Here is a 17,830-nt window from a genome sequence, read left to right as displayed (position 1 = left end):
TTTGGCGGCAGCGCTCAGTTTGGCCGTTGGCGATACGTCAGCGCTTCTGCCACCATGGTCTCCGCCACTTCACTGGCATCGGCTAGGTCGGCAATCGTGCGTGCCACTCGTAACACGCGGTGGTAGGCCCGCGCCGACAGCGCCATGCGCTCACCAACTGTCTGCAAAAAGGCTTGGGCATTGGCGCTCAAGTGCGTTTGCAGGTCGGTCGCTGGCAGGTTTGCATTCAGTACCTCGCCTTGGCGTATGGTTTGCCGCGCTCTAGCGGCTAATACCCGCTGGCGTACCGCCGCACTGCATTCACCATCGGCGCTATTGGCTTGCAGTAAGGTCAGCGGCACCGCATCCACACGGATCGATAAATCCAAGCGGTCGAGCAATGGCCCAGAGATGCGACCGCTATAGCGCGCGGTTTGCTCTGGTGTGCAGCGACAAGTATCGGGCTTTGCCCCTTTTTGGCCGCATGGGCACGGATTCATCGCGGCAATAAGTTGAAACTGCGCGGGATAGCGCAGCTGATGCTTGGCTCGAGCAATCCACACCTCGCCCGACTCCAGTGGCTCGCGCAAAGACTCCAGCACATGGCGATCGAATTCGGGCAATTCATCGAGAAATAGTACGCCGGCATGGGCTAAGGAAATTTCGCCAGGCCGCGGAATGCCTGAGCCGCCACCAATCAAGGCTGGCCGTGTAGCGCTGTGATGTGGTGCACGAAACGGCGGTTGACTGGAGAGTGCGCGCGGCTGGTTGATCAATGAATGCAGCGCCGTGACCTGCAGCTGACGCTCGGCGCTGAGCGGCGGTAAAATGCTTGGCAGGCAACTGGCCAGTAGGGTTTTACCTGCGCCCGGTGGCCCACACAATAGCAACGAGTGACCGCCGGCAGCGGCAATTTCCAGCGCCCGGCGCGCGCCGAATTGACCTTTGACTTGACTCAGGTCGTGGCTAAAAGCGGCATTAGATACGGCTATTTCGTGTGCGGCGTGGTGCTCAATCGCATCGTACTGACCGCGCAGAAAAGCCACGACTGCACTCAAGGTACTCGCCGAAAACACGCGCGCCTCACTCACCAGTCGCGCCTCAGATGCATTCACCTGCGGCACCAGTAAGCGCTGGCCTGCCTGCGCTGCCGCCAAGCTATCTGACAAAACACCCTTCACCGCGCGCAGATCGCCCGACAGGCCGAGCTCGCCAACACAGCACAGTTCATCTAACGCTGACTCGGGCAATTGCTGGCTGGCGGCCAAAATACCCAGCGCAATGGCCAAGTCAAAACGCGCGCCCTCTTTTGGCAGTTCCGCGGGCGCTAGGTTGATGGTGATGCGCTGCTGTGGAAAGGTAAAACCGCTATTGATGATGGCTGAGCGCACGCGATCTTTGCTTTCGCGCACCCCCGTTTCCGGTAAGCCGACCATCGCCAAGCCCGGCAAACCCGCCGATAAATGCACTTCTATGCGCACCGCCGGCGATTGCAGGCCAACGCTGGCGCGGCTGTCGACACTGGCTAAGGCCACGGCAGTTCTCCATCCCTGATACCACTAGGTATGGCTCAGCGATGGCCACCGCGCTAGGGCGCGGGCGTTATTTTTTTTCGATGGCGGTGAGTTGTGCTTCGAGCGCACGCAGTTGCGTCTCTAGCGTATCGACTTTGTTGCGTGTGCGCGCGAGCAAGGTTTGTTGCACATCAAACTCATCGCGCGTGAGCAAATCCATGCGCGACAGGGCATCGCGCAGCAGGCCTTTTAGTGTGCCCTCAAGCTCGCTTCTGGCGGTTTGCAGGCTGCTCGGCAGGCGCTCGCCAAACTGCTGACCGAGTTTATTAATCAATGTTTCATGAGCCATAACACTCTCCTTATTGTCCGCAGTTTACTGCATGGCAGTCGTCGCTGACGAGGATTACTGGCGCGCACCAAAGCAGTGCTTTTGCCAGTTGGCGGAGCGATAAATGGCTGACATGCACCGTTTTGGTGCTTGTGACATGTGTTGGATTTGACGGGGCATGAGTGGGGCTTAGAAAAAATATAATGAGCGTTTACGCGGCTTATCGCGGCTATTCGCGGTCATTAACAAACAAAAAATAAAAGTTGGCACGCCGGCTGCAAAGGCTCTAGTGCACATCGCGGAACGAATACCGCGAGTCATCCTAACTAGAGTGAACGGAGTTTGACCATGAAGTTGTCCAAATTATCACACGCTGTAATTGCTGCCTCGCTCATGACTGCTGGTGCCATGGCGCACGCTGAAATCACCACCTCGGGCTCGGTGGCTTTGACCAGCGATTACTTATTCCGCGGTATTTCGCAATCAGCCGAGAACATGGCTGTGCAAGGTTCATTCACGGTCTCGCACGATTCCGGTTTGTACTTCACCGCGTGGGGCTCAAGCATTAGCACTGAGGCAACTGGTGTGTCGTCGTCCTCTGGCTTAGAGCTCGATACGCTCGTTGGCTATGCCGGTGAAACCGCCGATGGCGTGGGTTATGACGTCGGTGTGATGCGCTACAACTACCCCGGCGCCGATGATGCCGGTACGACAATTAGCTACAACGAAGTCTATGGTTCTGTTTCCTACTCGGGCGCAAAGCTCGGTGTGGCGTATTCGGATGACTACTTCGGCGAAACTGGTAAGTATTTATATGTCTATACCGGTTATAGCACCGAGCTGATGGAAAACCTCAGCGGTAGCGTTAGTGTGGGTTGGAACAAGTTTGACAACGATGCCACTAACACATTCCTTGGTGGCAATAGCGATGCCTACTTTGACTATAAAGTCGGGCTAAGCACCGAACTCAAAGGCATTGGCCTCGAGGCGGCTTATATCGGTTCGGACTCTATTGCCTCTGATGAAGTAACTGGCTATGGCGAAAATGCTGATGGCCGCATGGTCTTCACCGCCTCCAAATCCTTCTAATCCCACGCACACTCGGCTGCCCTTCGGGGCAGTCACTTCCATCAAATGGAGTACGCCACCATGAAATTGGTCACTGCCGTCATTAAGCCCTTCAAGCTCGATGATGTTCGCGAAGCGCTCTCAGATATAGGCGTTCAGGGCATCACAGTTACTGAAGTGAAAGGGTTTGGCCGTCAAAAAGGTCATACCGAACTGTATCGCGGCGCGGAATACGTCGTGGATTTCTTACCTAAAGTGAAAATTGATATCGCCATTGGCGACGAGCAAGTCGATCAAGTCATCGAAGCCGTCACTAAGGCCGCCAACACCGGAAAAATCGGCGATGGCAAAATCTTTGTCACGGCGCTGGAGCAGGTCATTCGCATTCGTACCGGCGAGTCCGGCGTCGATGCCATCTAAGGAGAAGTCTCGTGACTGAACTTACTGAACTACAATACGCGTTTGATACCTTTTACTTCCTCATGTGCGGCGCCTTGGTGATGTGGATGGCAGCAGGCTTCACGATGTTGGAGTCGGGCTTGGTTCGCGCCAAGAACACCGCTGAAATCCTCACCAAAAACGTCGCGCTGTATGCCATTGCCTGCATCATGTACATGTTGGTGGGTTACCAAATCATGTACGGCAGTGCGGAAGCCGGTTGGATGCCATCGTTGAGCTTTATGATTGGCGCAGAAAACACCGCTGATGCCATGGTGGGCGACGATGCTCCCTACTACTCGGTGATGTCGGACTTCTTCTTCCAAGTCGTGTTTGTTGCGACCTGTATGTCGATTGTCTCCGGTGCCGTGGCTGAGCGCATGAAGCTCTGGGCATTCCTCGCCTTTGCGGTGGTGATGACTGGTTTCATCTATCCCGTGCAAGGCTACTGGAAATGGGGCTCAGGCTGGTTAAACGAAGCCGGCTTCCTGGACTTCGCCGGCTCCGGTGTGGTGCACATGGCGGGTGCGGCTGCTGCGCTAGCGGGTGTGTTATTGCTCGGTGCACGTAAAGGCAAGTACGGTCCCAATGGCCAGATCAACCCGATTCCGGGTGCCAATATGCCATTAGCGGCCTTGGGTACTCTGATTCTGTGGTTGGGTTGGTTCGGTTTCAATGGCGGTTCACAGCTGAAAATGTCGACCTTCGATGATGCCAATGCCGTGGCAGCCATCTTCGTGAATACCAATATGGCCGCTGCTGGTGGTCTGGTGGCCGCACTTTTACTGGCACGTGGTTTGTTCGGTAAGGCCGACCTGACCATGGCACTCAACGGTGCACTGGCTGGTCTGGTGGCTATCACCGCTGAGCCATTAACACCAAGTGCGGGTCTGTCGACGCTGATTGGTGCGATTGGTGGTGTGCTGGTGGTGTTCTCGATCCTAGCTTTCGACAAGCTGAAAATCGATGATCCAGTGGGTGCCTTGTCGGTCCACGGTGTGGTCGGTATCTGGGGTCTGTTGGCGGTTTGCCTGAGCAATTCGGATGCCACACTGGGCGCTCAGCTGCTCGGTATCGGCGCCATCTTTGCCTGGGTATTCTTTGCCAGCCTGATCGTCTGGGGCATTATCAAAGTGGTCTTCGGTCTGCGCGTTAGCGAAGAAGAAGAGTACAACGGTGTCGATACTGCCGAGTGCGGCCTCGAAGCCTACCCAGAGTTTACTCGCGGCAAAGTGTCATAACGCGAGCTTAAGTTTTGCAACGTGTTGAGCACACGTGCGAGGGAGCCTACGGGCTCCCTTTTTTTATTTCGATCAATGGTGCATTTTTTACGCAAGAACACTAGTCAAACGCCGGCGAGCGTTGCAGCATCTACAACTGAACTGTGTGTAGAGATGACGCCATGGCTGACAATGATTACGACTACGATGAAACCGAAGACAACGGCGATGACAGCAACGACGCTGCCGTGCCAGAGGCTGATGTGGATCCTGAGGTTGCTGCACGCAAGCGCAGTGAAATAGCTGAGGCAGAAAGCCTGAGCCCTTCCGCTAAAGAATCATTACGCCGCGAACTCGAGGCAGAAATGGAGCGGTTTTTAGCGTCGGGCGGGCGTATCCGAGAAGTCGCGCCGGATGCGGATTCGCAAGATTGATTGATTCATCGCGGTGGTCTTGGGGAGCCCTGTCACGCCTACAAAAAATGGCTTTGCTCTCTATTGCCACCGCGTTTGCCACCATGGCCCTCAAAGCGTGGGCATGGTCACTGACTGGCTCAGTGAGTATTTTATCCGACGCGCTTGAGTCATTGGTCAATCTGGCGGCGGCGACCTTCGCGTTGTATGTGCTAACCGTCGCGGCCCAACCCGCCGATGCCGAGCACCCATTTGGCCATGACAAAGCGGAATACTTCTCTGCCGCCGCTGAAGGCTTACTGATTTTAATTGCCGCCGTTGGCATCATGTTGGCTGCGTGGTCGCGCTTGCAAAACCCTACCGCACTCACCCAAATGAGCATCGGCTTGTTGATTGCCGTCGCGGCCTCGCTGCTCAACGGTGCCACCGCGTGGCAGCTATTTCGTGTTGCGCGCGAAGAAGACAGCTTGGTATTGCGCGCTGATGCAGAGCACTTGCTCTCAGATGTTTGGACATCTATGGCGATCGTGGCGGGTCTGCTCGTGATTTGGCTGCTGCCATCACAAGCATGGCTCGATCCGGTGATTGCCTTGGCAGTGTCAGTACACCTGCTGATGACGGGTTTGCGCGTGATTGCGCCAGCGATTGCTGGGCTGATGGATGAAGCATTGCCCGACAATGAGCTGCGCAAGCTCGATGCAGCGCTGGCCCGCACCTTGCCCACCGATGCGGCTATTAGTGCCCTGCGCACCCGTAAGTCTGGTCGCCGGCGCTTTGTTGATGGCAATTTGCTCGTGCCTGGCCAGCTCAGCGTTGGCGAGGCACATGCCCTCTGCGATGAGCTTGAAGATGCGGTGCGGGCGGTGTTGCCCGAGTGCGACATTACCTTACATCTTGCGCCAATGGCGGAGCGCGAACGCCACTAAGGCATCCCCCTCGTTTAGCCCAAGGCGATGATGGCTGCGGGCAGTGCCGCCAGTGATTGCACTTGCGCATCCGGCGCGCCGGCTAACGGCCAGGGCGCGCCGCTGGGGTTATACCAAATCGCGCGCATGCCCACGGCTTGAGCCGCTGCGATATCTTGCTCTGGGTGATCGCCAACATGCACGGCGCCAGTGGCGCTAATGCCCGCATACGTCAGTGCCGCCTCGAAAATAGCCGGATCCGGTTTTGCCACGCCTACGCTTTCCGCAGAAAAGTGCGCGCGAAAATACGGCGCAATGGCCATCTGAGTGATGTCGGCATTGCCGTTGCTGATGGCGTGAATATCGTAGCGATTGGCCAGTGTTTGCAGCATGTCGATTGCGTCATCATATAGTGTGACGTTGTTGCGCTCCGCATGAAATACGGCAAATGCCGCACGCGCCGAAGTGCTCGCTTGCTCGGCGTCCAAACCGCATTGCGTAAGCGCTATTTCCAGTGTGGCAATGCGCAGCGCGGTGAGGTTGTGGTGCTCATTGGCCAGTTGCTCGCGGGCAGCGCGTTGACACGCTGAGAGATCCGAATGGTCGAGCGTCTGCCATGCTGGGTGGGCGTTGATAAGCCACGCATTCATGGCGGCATCGGCGCGCACAATCACCGGCTCAACATCCCAGAGCGTGTTATCCAAATCAAATGTAATGAGGCGAATCGGGGTCACAAGAAACTCCGCGCCTAAGCGCTTTAAGGTTTAGTTTTCGCGCGCGGATGAGCTTGGTCGTAAACCGCCGCTAAGTGCTGAAAATCCAAATGCGTGTAAATTTGCGTGGCACGAATATCGCTATGGCCAAGCAGCTCCTGCACGGCACGCAAATCGTGACTTGACTCTAGCAGATGCGAGGCAAATGAGTGCCTCAACAAATGCGGATAGAGCTTTCTATCCAAGCCCACGCGCGCGGCTTGATGTACCAGGCGCGCCTGAATGCTGCGCTCACTCAGGCGATCGCCGCGCTGACTCAAAAAGAGGGCGTTATTGCCGCCTTCGCGAACAAACTCCGGTCGTGTACCGAGCCACGTCACAATGGCTGCGCGGGCTAATTTGCCAACGGGTAAAACCCGTACTTTTCGGCCCTTGCCCAGCACCGTTACTAGGCCTGCACGAAGGTCAATATCGCTGAGCGTCAGTTGCGCAAGCTCGGCTAGTCGAAGGCCGGAAGAGTAAAACAACTCGAGCAAGGCCTTGTCTCTGTGCCACAGGCGCAGCGCTTTTTCGTCGTGCGGCGCGGGCGCATCGAGCAGCTGCTGAATGTGATCGACATCGAGCACTTGCGGTAGCGCCACGCGTTGCTGTTTGAGCTGATAACCGCGAGCGGGATGCTCGCCAACATCTTCTGTGCGCGAGAGATGGTCATAGAAGCGCCGCACCGCCGAGAGCTGGCGGGCAATGCTGCGCGTGCTTAAGTCACGGTCACGGCATTCGCCGATCCACGCTTCAAGGAGCGGCCGGTTAAAATCTCGCCACTGCGCAATGCCCTGCGTGCTGAGAAAGTCAGCCAACGCCTGCAGGTCGCGGGAATAGGCCTTGATGGTGTGCGTCGAGGCCAAGCGTTGACTGCTTAAGTAGCGCAGAAACGCATCAATATCGGCGCGCGTACTCATCGCGCAATGGCATCGGTTGGGTGGCGTAAAAAGCGTCCCAGCAGCTCACCAATGACATCGCCCAAGTGCGAAATAAATAGCGTGTCCATGCTGCTGCGGAAATGGCTGGCTTCGGTGGAGCCTAGGCTGAGCACGCCAATGACGTGCTCGCCAGCACAGAGCGGAATGATCGCCGCCGAGCTGAGCTGCAAGCCATCATCACCAAAGAGAAAGCGCAGTTCTTCTCGGCGCCATTTGCCAGCCAGCGCGCGACGATTGCCGAGCACGCCAGAAAGGCGTTGCTCAAACTGTGTCATGGCCACGGCGCGCCAAGGCATGGGCGCATCTTCAGCAAACAAAATCATCGAGACTTGCTGGCAATGAAAGGGTTCGCGTAGCTCGTTAAAGAGCCGCGTGCCCATTTGCGCAATACTGGCGCTGCCAACCACTCGCACCAGTACGCTGCCGAGCTGCTCAAATAGCACATCGTTCAGATGAGCGGTTTGCACCAGCTCCTCGAGGCGCTCGCTGAGCTCTTCGTTGTGGCGGCGCAGCTGCGTGACTTGGCGCTCAATCAGTGACACCGCGCGGCCCTGATGTTCATGGCGAATATGCAGCGTCGCGAGCAGCTCCGGGTGGTGCTCAAAAAAGGTCGGGTGATCGGCTAGCCAAGCGGCGACGTCAGCATCGGTCATGATCCGCCCTCGCCAATGCGCAGCAGGCCATCAAAGACGCGCGCCGTGGGGCCAGTCATCAGTACCGAATGGCCAGCGCCAGCCCAGCTGATGCTGAGTTCGCCGCCCGGTAGCGATACGCGCACCTCGGCATCGAGCAGGCCCCAACGGATGCCGGCCACCACCGCCGCGCAGGCGCCGGTTCCGCACGCTTGCGTCTCGCCAGTGCCGCGCTCATAGACGCGCAGGCGAATATGGCCGCGATGCACAACCTCCATAAAGCCGGCATTGACGCGATCGGGAAAGCTCGCATGCGACTCAATGAGTGGCCCAAGTGTCGACACGGGTGCCTGTGCCACGGCGCTCACGCGCAAGACTGCGTGCGGATTGCCCATGCTCACCGCGGCAATGCGCAAAGTCTGATTGCTTGGCGCGGGGATGATTGCGGAAGTGTCGATCGCCACTAACTCAGGCACCAGCAGCGCGTAATCGAGTGCTGTGGCCTCGGCTTGAAACGGAATGTCATTGGGTATGAGGCGCGGCTGGCCCATGTCGACCGTGACCCAACCATTGCGTGCAATAGTGAGCACAATGACGCCGCTGGCGGTTTCCACGCGCAGCTCGGTTTTGCTGGTCAAGCGCCGGTCGCGCACGAAACGCGCGAAGCAGCGCGCACCATTGCCGCACTGCGACACTTCGGAGCCGTCGGCATTAAAAATGCGATAGCGAAAGTCGACATCGGGGCGAGTTGGCGCTTCGACAATCAAGAGTTGGTCAAAGCCTACGCCGGTGTGGCGGTCGGCGAGGCGGCGAATCAGCGGCGCATCCAAACGCGCACGTTGCGATACGAAGTCCAGCATCAAAAAGTCGTTGCCGAGACCATGCATCTTGGTAAATTCCAGACGCATCGATGCCTCCATAAACTAATGGCGAGTCTGGCGGCCTGATGGCCTAGCGACTCGCGAACCCGTCCATTGTGTTGTTAGGGCAGCAACGATTCAAGCGCTAAGAGATCGGCGGTGGTTTCGCGACGGCGCACTTGCCAGGCTTGGTCACCATCAACAATGACCTCGGCGGCGCGGCCCCGCGTGTTGTAGTTCGAGCTCATGACAAAACCATAGGCGCCGGCGCCCGTCACCGCCAGCAAATCACCGGCGGCAATGCTCAGGTCACGATCTTTGCCCAAAAAGTCGCCGGTCTCGCACACGGCGCCCACCACATCGTAGCGCTGACTTGGCGTCTCGCTGCGCGGTGTGGCCGGCACAATGTCCATCCAGGCCTGATACAGCGCCGGGCGGATCAGGTCATTCATGGCGGCATCAACAATGGCAAAGTGCTTGTGCTCGGTGGGCTTGATGAACTCCACACGCGTCAGCAGCACACCTGCATTGGCGGCAATGGCGCGGCCTGGCTCCATATAAACCTTCAGGCCGGCGGCCTTTAAGCGTGGCAATAACACCGCGGCGTAGTCGGCCGGCGTTGGTGGCGTCTCGTCTTTATAGCAAACGCCCAAGCCGCCGCCGATATCGATATGCGTGAGCGCGATGCCCTCCGCTTTCAGCTGCTCAATCATCGCCAACACGCGATCGAGCGCATCGGAAAATGGTGCGGTGCTGGTCAGCTGCGAACCAATATGGCAATCGATGCCCACGGCATCCAAATGCCCCAACGCCAAGGCGCGGCGATAGACCTCAGGCGCGCGCTCAATGGCCACGCCAAACTTATTTTCTTTCAAGCCGGTGGAGATATACGGGTGCGTTTGCGCATCGACATCGGGGTTCACGCGCAGGCTAATCGGCGCGCGCACATTCAGCCGTGCTGCCACGGCGTTGATGCGCTCCAGCTCAGCCTCTGACTCCACGTTAAAACAGGCAATGCCCAGTGCCAGCGCGCGCTCAATCTCCGCCTCGGTTTTGCCCAAGCCCGAAAATACGATCTTGCTAGCTTCGCCACCAGCAGCAATGACACGCTCCAGCTCGCCGCCCGAGACGATATCGAAGCCCGCGCCTAAACGCGCCAGCACATTGAGCACGGCAATATTGGAATTGGCTTTCACGGCAAAACAAACCTGATGATCAACGCCGGCAAAGGCTGCATCGAAAGCCTGATAATTGGCGGTCAGCGCCGCACGCGAATAGGCGTAGAGCGGCGTGCCGAAGCGCTCGGCAAGGCTTTCTAGGGCAATGGCTTCGAGCTGGCGTGTGCCATCGATGAGGGGCAGCGCGGTCATGGCAATCCTAACTAGTCAGTATTTATTGGGCGGGCGCTTCTGGCTCGGCAGTGGTCGCTGCCGGTGCCTCGGGAAACTCCGGCGGTGCACTACGCTCAGGTGCTTGATAAGGCTCGGCATTGGCCGGTGGAAAATACAGCGGGCCTTTTTGGCCACAGGCACTGAGTAGGCCAACCGCTAGCAACATCGTGAGGCGAATCATGGCAATCATCCCGCGGCCAAATTAGAGTGCGCTATTATGCGGCAGCGCTGGCATTTCCCCAAGCCCACGATCTTTGCGAGGACCTATGAACGAATCCGAATTTAACGCCTTGGCCGAGGCCACTTTATTGAGCATTGAGCAGCAGGTTGAAGACGCCGACACCGAGCTCGATTTTGAAATGAGCGCGGGCATCCTTACGCTCACCGCCGAAAATGGCAGCAAGATCATCATCAACCGCCAAGTCGCGACCTGTGAGATTTGGGTGGCGGCGCGCTCGGGCGGCTACCACCTCGGCTGGCAGGATGAACAATGGTTTTGCCGCACTACTGGTGAGAGTTTGCAAACGCTACTTGAGCGGGTGGTGGTGGAGCAGGGTGGTGAGCGGATTTCGTTTTGCTGAGATGGTCTGTGGTGTGGGCTGAGGCGGTGAAACACGCCGTGAATACGTCCATGTAGGCTCGCAGGCGCCATCCATGGCGCCTGACGGTTTCACCACCGCAGCCCACACCACCGCTCGGCTTTGGATATTCACGGTACTTGATTGCCCAGGTAAATTTTGCGTTCGCTGAGAGAGGCCTTTATTTCGACTAAGATTCTAGGCTTTTTAAGGTTTTGCCCTGTGAGTCGCGCCATGCCGTCAGCCCATTTGCTCCGCCACCATGAACAACCGCTGCAGCTGAACTTGGGCTAGTAAACTCGGTATCTTTTGTGAACAAGTAGCTGCCCGTGTCGTGTATCAGGTTGCCATCGGCAATTAGCTTCTGCCGAAGTGTCACCACAAAAGGATGTTGCGTGGCCGCTGAAGGTCGCTCCTCTAAAATAGCGCGTGATCCTTTGAAAATGACAAAGCCTGTAGCGGTTTGCTCGCCAAATGCTTCTAATCCTTTGATTAAGCAAACTAACTTGTCAGCCTTTACAGTGAAGTCACTATCACGAGTCACTATGGGGGTTAGTAGCTCAGAGCCTAAAACTGGCAATAATTGTTTAATTTTAGACAGAAATATTTCCATATCTTCGCGATCAGACTCAGGCAGTCTTGATCCGCTAGCTTGACCATTGTCTAGCTCAAAACGTGCTATTGATTTAGCTTCGGCGATCAATCGACCTTCTAAGTATCGTATGTGCGACTTTGTTAAATTTTCATCTTTACTAGTAAATACGATCGCTTGAACCCAGAATTCCTTATTTTTATGCGCCTTCAAGCGCTCTTTTAGTACCTCGGCCTCTCCGATATAGGCTAGCGGCGCGCCGGATGTTGGGTTAAAGCCGGTCAAAATATAAACACCGGACTGCGTTAATTCATCCCGCGACAAAAACTCATCAAACTCAGTGCGCGGAGCGCCAAGTGCTTTGCCGCTCCAATTTGACATTTCCGCAGTACAAAGTCGCTTCGAGTCGCCCTGTGTCAAGAAAAGCTTAATTGTTGCTGACGGCATCGCTAGTGTCTCAATCCATTGGAAATTAGAGCACATGATAGCGTAATTGATATTTGATGGCCGGGGCAGACTGAGGCGGTGAAACCGTCAGGCGCCATGGATGGCGCCTGCGAGCCTACACGGACGTATTCACGGCGTGTTTCACCACCTCAGTCTGCCTCGGTCCAGGCAGCAGTTCACTCAACCACCAACTCCGCAAACAAATCATACTCATCCGCCTCAGTCACACGCACCATCACTAACTGACCCGGCTGCAACTGCGCCGCACCCGCGCCTTCAATAAACACATTGCCATCAATTTCCGGCGCATCGGCTTTCGAGCGCGCAATTGCCACGCCTTCCTCATGATCGATCTCATCGACCAAGACCTGCTCCACGCGACCCACTCGGCGTTGCAATCGCGCCGCTGAAATCTCTGCAGCCAGCGTCATAAAACGCTCGTGGCGCGCTAACTTCACGTCTTCGGGCACCGGCTCAGCCACGTCATTGGCGAGCGCGCCTTCAACCGGCGAATAAGGGAAGCAGCCCACGCGATCTAGCTGGGCGACTTTCAGCCAGTCGAGCAGATCTTGAAATTCCTCTTCGGTCTCGCCGGGAAAGCCGACAATAAACGTTGAGCGGATGATCAGATCAGGGCAAATCTCGCGCCAGCGCTTGATGCGCTCGAGCGTATTCTCGGCATGCGCGGGGCGCTTCATGCGTTTCAAAACACTCGGGCTGCCATGCTGAAACGGAATATCCAAATACGGCAGAATCTTGCCTTCGGCCATCAGCGGGATGACATGGTCAACGTGCGGATAAGGGTAGACGTAATGCAGGCGAACCCAGACGCCGAGTGTGCCGAGTGCTTCGCAGAGCTCGAGCATGCGGGTTTTCACCGGACGGCCGCCCCAGAAATCGAGCTTATATTTCAGATCCACGCCATAGGCGCTGGTGTCTTGCGAGACCACAAGAATTTCTTTGACGCCGGCTTTCGCCAAGTTCTCGGCTTCAGTGAGTACCGAGCCCACGGGGCGCGAGGCGAGATCGCCGCGCAAAGACGGAATAATGCAAAACGTGCAGCGGTGATTGCAGCCTTCGGAAATCTTCAAATACGCATAATGCTTGGGCGTGAGTTTGATGCCCTGAGCCGGCACGAGGTCAATAAACGGATCGTGTTTGGGCGGCAAAAATTGATGCACAGCGCCCATGACTGCTTCGTAGGCCTGTGGCCCAGTGACGCTAAGCACGCTCGGATGTGCGGCGCGGATGACATCAGCTTTTTTGCCTAAGCAGCCGGTGACAATGACCTTGCCATTCTCCGCTAATGCCTCGCCGATGGCGTCGAGCGACTCCTGCACGGCCGAGTCGATAAAGCCACAGGTGTTGACCACCACCAAGTCCGCGCCATCGTAGCTGGCGGAAATTTCATAGCCCTCGGTGCGCAGCTGGGTGAGGATGCGCTCGGAGTCGACTAGGGCTTTTGGGCAGCCAAGAGAGACAAAACCTACGCGGGGATTAGTGAGCGACATGAGGGGCAAACCGGGTGATCAGAATGCGCGCATTGTAGCGTAAATCGATAGAGCGGCGATGCTGTCGATGGTGGCTACGCGGTACAAATGAGTGGGCACTACGCCGGCACCAAAACAGTGCATAATGCCGAGGCTGGTGCGCCGATTTACGCACTAAAATTGTGCATTTGTTTGCGTGTTAGCGGTCCTTAGCTGGTGCAGGCCGCTTGCGTGCGGCATTTGCACGAGATGGTGTGGATTTTGCAAAGTCTTAGGTCATTACCACAATAGAGCAGCGTATGCGCGACGAGCGATCACCAAAACGCCTGCTGGAGAGTTTGAGCACCGCCATTTTGCTGTGCGATACCGACTTGAAGTTGGCGTATGTGAATCCGGCGGCGGAGAGCTTGCTGGCCATCAGTCACACCCGTGCGGTGGGCCTGCCGCTCAGTGATGTGCTCATTGAATTTGAAAATAATGCTGGTGGTGCGCTCGCCGAGACACTGCGCAGTGGTCATCAGTTCACCAAGCGTGAGGCGAGATTACGCGTGGGTCTGCGCGATATTACCGTGGACTACACGGTGTCATTGCTCACCACACCGAGCGCGAAAGCGGAGCTATTGATAGAGATTCAGCCGCGCGATCGGCTGCTGAAAATCGCCCGCGAGGAAGCCATGCTCGCCAGCCATCAGGCCATGCGTAAGTTGGTGCGTGGTGTGGCGCATGAGATTAAAAACCCGCTCGGCGGCATCCGCGGCGCAGCGCAATTGCTTGAGCGCGAACTGCCCGATGCCGAGCTGAAAGAGTACACACGCGTGATTATTGAAGAGGCTGACCGCCTACGCGTGCTAGCTGATCGCATGTTGGGGCCACGGCGATTGCCGACATTGCGCACGGTGAACCCGCACGAATGTGTGGAGCGTGTGGTGAGGCTGTTGGAGGCCGAGGCAGATGGTCGCGTGAGTATTGTGCGCGACTATGACCCCTCGCTGCCGGACATTGAAGCCGACCCTGATCAGCTCATTCAAGCCATGCTCAATATTGGTGGCAATGGCCTGCAAGCGCTGCTGGAAAACCCCAGCAAGCATCCGCCGGTGCTGCTCTTTAAAACCCGGCCCATGCGCCAATTCACCATCGGTGCGAAGCGCCATCGACTGGTGCTGCGCATCGATATTCAAGACAACGGCCCGGGCATACCCGCCGAGCTCAAACAGTCGATTTTCTACCCGATGGTTAGTGGTCGCGCCGCTGGCAATGGCCTTGGGCTGTCGATTGCGCAAGATATTATTCATCAATACAACGGCTTAATTGAGTGCGACTCGTATCCAGGGCGCACGCTATTTAGCATTTATTTGCCTTTGGAAAAGCCTCATGACTAAACACACGGTATGGATTATTGACGATGACCGCGCCATACGTTGGGTGCTTGAGCGCGCGCTGACGCAGGCAGGCATGGCGGTGACGAGCTTCGAGGACGCCAGCGCGGCATTGGCGAAACTCGCGCATGAGCAGCCCATGACCTTGGTCAGCGATATTCGTATGCCTGGCATTGATGGCTTGGCGTTTATGGCGCAGGTGCGCGAGCAGTATCCGCAGGTGCCGGTGATCATCATGACCGCGCATTCGGACTTGAGCTCGGCGGTGGCATCGTATCAGGGCGGCGCATTCGAATACCTGCCCAAGCCTTTCGATGTCGATGAGGCGGTGGCGCTGGTGCAGCGCGCCGTGGTGCACCATTTAGAGCAAGTCACACCGGCACTTGAGGCGGTCGTGGAGGCGGTGCGCTCGACCAGTATTATTGGCGAGTCACCGGCGATGCAGGAGGTTTTTCGCGCCATTGGTCGGCTCAGCAACTCCAATATCACCGTGCTCATCAATGGTGAGTCGGGCACCGGCAAAGAGTTGGTGGCGGGTGCGCTGCATGAGCATTCGCCGCGTGCGCGTAAGCCATTTATTGCGCTCAATATGGCCGCGATTCCGAAGGATCTCATGGAGTCGGAGTTGTTTGGCCATGAAAAAGGGGCGTTTACTGGCGCCAGTACGCAGCGCGCCGGCCGCTTTGAGCAAGCCGATGGCGGCACTTTATTTCTCGATGAAATTGGCGATATGCCCATCGATACGCAAACGCGCTTACTGCGCGTGCTGGCCGATGGCGAGTTTTACCGTGTCGGTGGCCATGTGCCGGTGCGCGTGGATGTGCGGATCATTGCCGCGACCCATCAACACCTCGAAAAGCTGGTGACTGATGGCAAGTTCCGCGAGGATTTATTTCACCGCATCAATGTCATTCGCGTGCACATTCCACGGCTGCGTGATCGCAACGTGGATATTCCGCGCTTGGCGCAGTTTTTTATGGCGCGCGCGGCCAAGGAGCTGCAGGTCGAGGCGAAGTCATTGACTGCCGAAGCTTCTGCGTATCTGCAAAAACTGCCATGGCCGGGCAACGTCCGTCAGCTCGAAAATACCTGCCGATGGATCACCGTAATGGCCACGGGCCGCGAGGTTTTGGTCAGTGATTTGCCGCCAGAGTTGCAGCCCGGCAGTGATCAAGAGCCCGATGCGGTGCTGCCAAACTGGGAGCAGGCCTTAGCGTTATGGGCGCGGCAGGCATTACAGCAGCGTCCACATGAGCCATTGCTCGATCAGGCCGCGCCGGCGTTTGAGCGGGTGCTGATAGCGGAGGCATTGCAGTTTACTGGCGGGCGGCGGCGTGATGCTGCGGTGGTGTTGGGCTGGGGCCGCAACACGCTAACGCGCAAGCTCAAGGAGCTAGGGCTTAGTGCCACACTGGATGACGACGAGGATTAATTCGCCAGAGAGGTCGTTAGGGTGCCATCTTGCGCTGCCGGCGATGCGCTGAGCGCTTCCCGGCGCTCGTCTGTGCTCAGTGAGTTCCAGCGCTGACGTAGGGCTTGGCGCGCTTCCGGCGATAGTGCTTTGAGTTCATTCCAGCGCGCGATGATGGCTTGGCGACGCGCATCGGGCAGGCTGCGCCAGCGCTCGGCACGATCCAGCAAATGGGCACGCCGTGATTCATCCAGCGCATCCCAGCGGCCTTCAAAATCCGCTAAGGTGACTTGTTGCTCTGCGCTCAGCGCCGCCCAACTCAGATCGTTTGCCCACGCAGCGCCAGGCAGTGCGAGCACACTTAGCAATAGCAGTCGAGACGCGCAGCGACCGCGGCAAAGATCAGCGCTGGTCACGAGAGACTTCCTCCATTGACATCAGCCAGTCAATTTCTTCGAGCATTTGACCATCGATACTGCTGCTCGCCGGCCGTGCCTGTGTGGTTTCCGTGCCACTGGTTTTGATCAACCAATCGCCGGGCAGCACCACCATAAATGCCACGCTGGCGGCCAAAGCGAGGCCGCCTGACCATTGCCAGCGATGCGTCTTTTTCTGCTGACGCTGCGCCTGCGCGACGATTTGCGCGACGCGCGCATCCCACAAGGGATCGGCATCGGCGATGGCGCGATCGAGGGTCTCGCCAAGGCGCTTAGCCAAGCGGGCATCTTCCAAGGAAAGCTCTGGGGTAGTGTTCATGTCATGTCCTCCGCGGTCGTGCCAACGCCGTCGAGCTTGGCGCGAATTTTATTTAAGGCCCTGAAGTAATGGGTTTTTACACTCCCCTCAGCGCAGCCCATGGCCTCGGCTGTCTGAGCGGTGTCATAGCCTTCCCAGGCCCGCAGCAAGAAGGCTTGCTGCTGTCTAAAGGGCAACTCGCCCACCGCCGCTAAGACGGTATCCATATTGTCGGCACGTTGCAGCAAGGTGATCGGGTTGTTATCGACGCGATCGGGGATGTGCTGCCACGGGTCTTCTTCGCCCGCATCATCGAGTGGTTCTAATTTAGTGAACCATTTGCGCTTGCGGGTTTCGCGGCGGAAATGATCCATTAAGCGGCTATGCAAAATGCGATGAAACAGCGGTCCCCAACTGCCTGGGTCGTGATTGCCGTATTTCGCCACCAAGGTGAGCATGGCTTCTTGCACAATGTCTTGGGCCGCGTCGGGATCGCGGGTAGCGAGCTCAGCGCTCAGGCGTGCCCGTCGACTCACGCCATGTAAAAAGGCGTCGATAGACTGCGGGGCGGGTCGTGCTGGCATGGCGGGTTTTACCGGTGGCGCGTTGCGCACACCATAGGCGAGACCGGCCTCGGCGACAAGATGCATAATTGGCACTTCACTCCTGCATGCTGGCGTTTTCGCCATCTGAGAACAGGAACGCCATAATTAGCGCGCGGTTGACGCCGCCACGGTTAAAATAAGCACAGACTTTGTAT

21 protein-coding genes are annotated in these 17,830 nt (G+C 57.3%); 8 read left to right on the top strand and 13 right to left on the bottom strand.

The genetic code is table 11. The features are described from left to right. Positions 1-14 precede the first annotated feature (14 nt). The gene (locus DFR26_RS00805) at positions 15-1,514 is read right to left on the bottom strand and encodes a YifB family Mg chelatase-like AAA ATPase (protein WP_116207050.1); all 1,500 of its coding nucleotides are present in this window, start codon (positions 1,512-1,514) and stop codon (positions 15-17) included. 67 nt (positions 1,515-1,581) lie between these two features. Next, positions 1,582-1,842: an accessory factor UbiK family protein gene (locus DFR26_RS00800; protein ID WP_116207049.1), complete on the bottom strand. Its 261-nt coding sequence runs from the start codon at positions 1,840-1,842 to the stop codon at positions 1,582-1,584. A gap of 327 nt (positions 1,843-2,169) precedes the next feature. Between DFR26_RS00800 and DFR26_RS00795 the strand changes: the two genes are divergently transcribed. The 5 genes from DFR26_RS00795 to DFR26_RS00775 all read left to right on the top strand — a co-directional run bounded on the left by DFR26_RS00795 (position 2,170) and on the right by DFR26_RS00775 (position 5,886). Beyond that, complete coding sequence (locus DFR26_RS00795; protein ID WP_116207048.1) at positions 2,170-2,910, top strand: TorF family putative porin; 741 nt, start codon at positions 2,170-2,172, stop codon at positions 2,908-2,910. A 60-nt stretch (positions 2,911-2,970) separates the two neighbouring features. Next, entirely contained in the window at positions 2,971-3,309 is a 339-nt protein-coding gene (gene glnK, locus DFR26_RS00790) for a P-II family nitrogen regulator (protein ID WP_116207047.1), read from the top strand. Between the two features lie 11 nt (positions 3,310-3,320). Beyond that, positions 3,321-4,568, top strand: coding sequence for an ammonium transporter (locus DFR26_RS00785; protein WP_116207046.1), 1,248 nt, complete (start codon positions 3,321-3,323; stop codon positions 4,566-4,568). A gap of 161 nt (positions 4,569-4,729) precedes the next feature. Beyond that, on the top strand, positions 4,730-4,981 hold the full coding sequence (locus DFR26_RS00780; RefSeq protein WP_116207045.1) for a hypothetical protein: 252 nt from the start codon (positions 4,730-4,732) through the stop codon (positions 4,979-4,981). A 47-nt stretch (positions 4,982-5,028) separates the two neighbouring features. Then, positions 5,029-5,886 carry a cation diffusion facilitator family transporter gene (locus tag DFR26_RS00775; RefSeq protein WP_116207044.1) on the top strand — a complete coding sequence of 286 codons (858 nt, stop codon included), beginning with the start codon at positions 5,029-5,031 and terminating at the stop codon, positions 5,884-5,886. 14 nt (positions 5,887-5,900) lie between these two features. Here DFR26_RS00775 and DFR26_RS00770 read toward each other — a convergent pair whose 3' ends face one another. The 6 genes from DFR26_RS00770 to lptM form a co-directional block, all read right to left on the bottom strand. Then, the gene (locus DFR26_RS00770; RefSeq protein ID WP_116207043.1) at positions 5,901-6,599 is read right to left on the bottom strand and encodes an HAD family hydrolase; all 699 of its coding nucleotides are present in this window, start codon (positions 6,597-6,599) and stop codon (positions 5,901-5,903) included. A 23-nt stretch (positions 6,600-6,622) separates the two neighbouring features. Beyond that, positions 6,623-7,537 (bottom strand): tyrosine recombinase XerC, encoded by a 915-nt coding sequence (locus DFR26_RS00765; protein ID WP_116207042.1) that lies wholly within the window; start codon positions 7,535-7,537, stop codon positions 6,623-6,625. Then, positions 7,534-8,211, bottom strand: coding sequence for a DUF484 family protein (locus DFR26_RS00760; RefSeq protein ID WP_116207041.1), 678 nt, complete (start codon positions 8,209-8,211; stop codon positions 7,534-7,536). The genes DFR26_RS00765 and DFR26_RS00760 overlap by 4 nt, the downstream gene beginning before the upstream one ends. After that, a complete protein-coding gene (gene dapF, locus DFR26_RS00755; protein ID WP_116207040.1) occupies positions 8,208-9,098 on the bottom strand; it encodes a diaminopimelate epimerase in 891 nt (296 codons plus the stop codon). Before dapF ends, DFR26_RS00760 begins: the two co-directional genes overlap by 4 nt. 74 nt (positions 9,099-9,172) lie before the next feature. After that, positions 9,173-10,420: a diaminopimelate decarboxylase gene (gene lysA / locus DFR26_RS00750; protein WP_116207039.1), complete on the bottom strand. Its 1,248-nt coding sequence runs from the start codon at positions 10,418-10,420 to the stop codon at positions 9,173-9,175. 22 nt (positions 10,421-10,442) lie between these two features. Further along, positions 10,443-10,622 carry an LPS translocon maturation chaperone LptM gene (lptM, locus tag DFR26_RS00745; protein WP_245952978.1) on the bottom strand — a complete coding sequence of 60 codons (180 nt, stop codon included), beginning with the start codon at positions 10,620-10,622 and terminating at the stop codon, positions 10,443-10,445. An 85-nt stretch (positions 10,623-10,707) separates the two neighbouring features. On the opposite strand from lptM, the gene cyaY reads away from it, so the two are divergent. After that, the gene (cyaY, locus tag DFR26_RS00740; RefSeq protein WP_116207037.1) at positions 10,708-11,022 is read left to right on the top strand and encodes an iron donor protein CyaY; all 315 of its coding nucleotides are present in this window, start codon (positions 10,708-10,710) and stop codon (positions 11,020-11,022) included. Between the two features lie 187 nt (positions 11,023-11,209). Here cyaY and DFR26_RS00735 read toward each other — a convergent pair whose 3' ends face one another. Then, a complete protein-coding gene (locus DFR26_RS00735) occupies positions 11,210-12,058 on the bottom strand; it encodes a GIY-YIG nuclease family protein (RefSeq protein ID WP_116207036.1) in 849 nt (282 codons plus the stop codon). A gap of 176 nt (positions 12,059-12,234) precedes the next feature. Beyond that, entirely contained in the window at positions 12,235-13,569 is a 1,335-nt protein-coding gene (gene rimO, locus DFR26_RS00730; protein WP_116207035.1) for a 30S ribosomal protein S12 methylthiotransferase RimO, read from the bottom strand. A gap of 278 nt (positions 13,570-13,847) precedes the next feature. Here rimO and glnL point away from each other — a divergent pair, with 278 nt between their 5' ends. Then, positions 13,848-14,927 (top strand): nitrogen regulation protein NR(II), encoded by a 1,080-nt coding sequence (gene glnL / locus DFR26_RS00725; protein WP_116207034.1) that lies wholly within the window; start codon positions 13,848-13,850, stop codon positions 14,925-14,927. Beyond that, the gene (gene glnG / locus DFR26_RS00720) at positions 14,920-16,356 is read left to right on the top strand and encodes a nitrogen regulation protein NR(I) (protein WP_116207033.1); all 1,437 of its coding nucleotides are present in this window, start codon (positions 14,920-14,922) and stop codon (positions 16,354-16,356) included. Before glnL ends, glnG begins: the two co-directional genes overlap by 8 nt. Here glnG and DFR26_RS00715 read toward each other — a convergent pair. From DFR26_RS00715 to DFR26_RS00705, 3 genes are read right to left on the bottom strand one after another with little or no spacing between them, the layout of a single operon-like run. Then, the gene (locus tag DFR26_RS00715) at positions 16,353-16,751 is read right to left on the bottom strand and encodes a DUF3106 domain-containing protein (protein WP_116207032.1); all 399 of its coding nucleotides are present in this window, start codon (positions 16,749-16,751) and stop codon (positions 16,353-16,355) included. The two genes, glnG and DFR26_RS00715, sit on opposite strands and share 4 nt — an antisense overlap. Beyond that, positions 16,738-17,091, bottom strand: coding sequence for a hypothetical protein (locus DFR26_RS00710; protein ID WP_116207031.1), 354 nt, complete (start codon positions 17,089-17,091; stop codon positions 16,738-16,740). Before DFR26_RS00710 ends, DFR26_RS00715 begins: the two co-directional genes overlap by 14 nt. Next, positions 17,088-17,720, bottom strand: a complete 633-nt coding sequence (locus DFR26_RS00705) for an RNA polymerase sigma factor (RefSeq protein WP_220375671.1) — start codon at positions 17,718-17,720, stop codon at positions 17,088-17,090. Before DFR26_RS00705 ends, DFR26_RS00710 begins: the two co-directional genes overlap by 4 nt. Positions 17,721-17,830: the final 110 nt, after the last annotated feature.

The sequence above is a fragment of the Paraperlucidibaca baekdonensis genome (assembly GCF_003387535.1).
GTDB classification, from domain to species: domain Bacteria; phylum Pseudomonadota; class Gammaproteobacteria; order Pseudomonadales; family Moraxellaceae; genus Perlucidibaca; species Perlucidibaca baekdonensis.
This window is presented reverse-complemented; position numbering and strand designations above follow the sequence as displayed.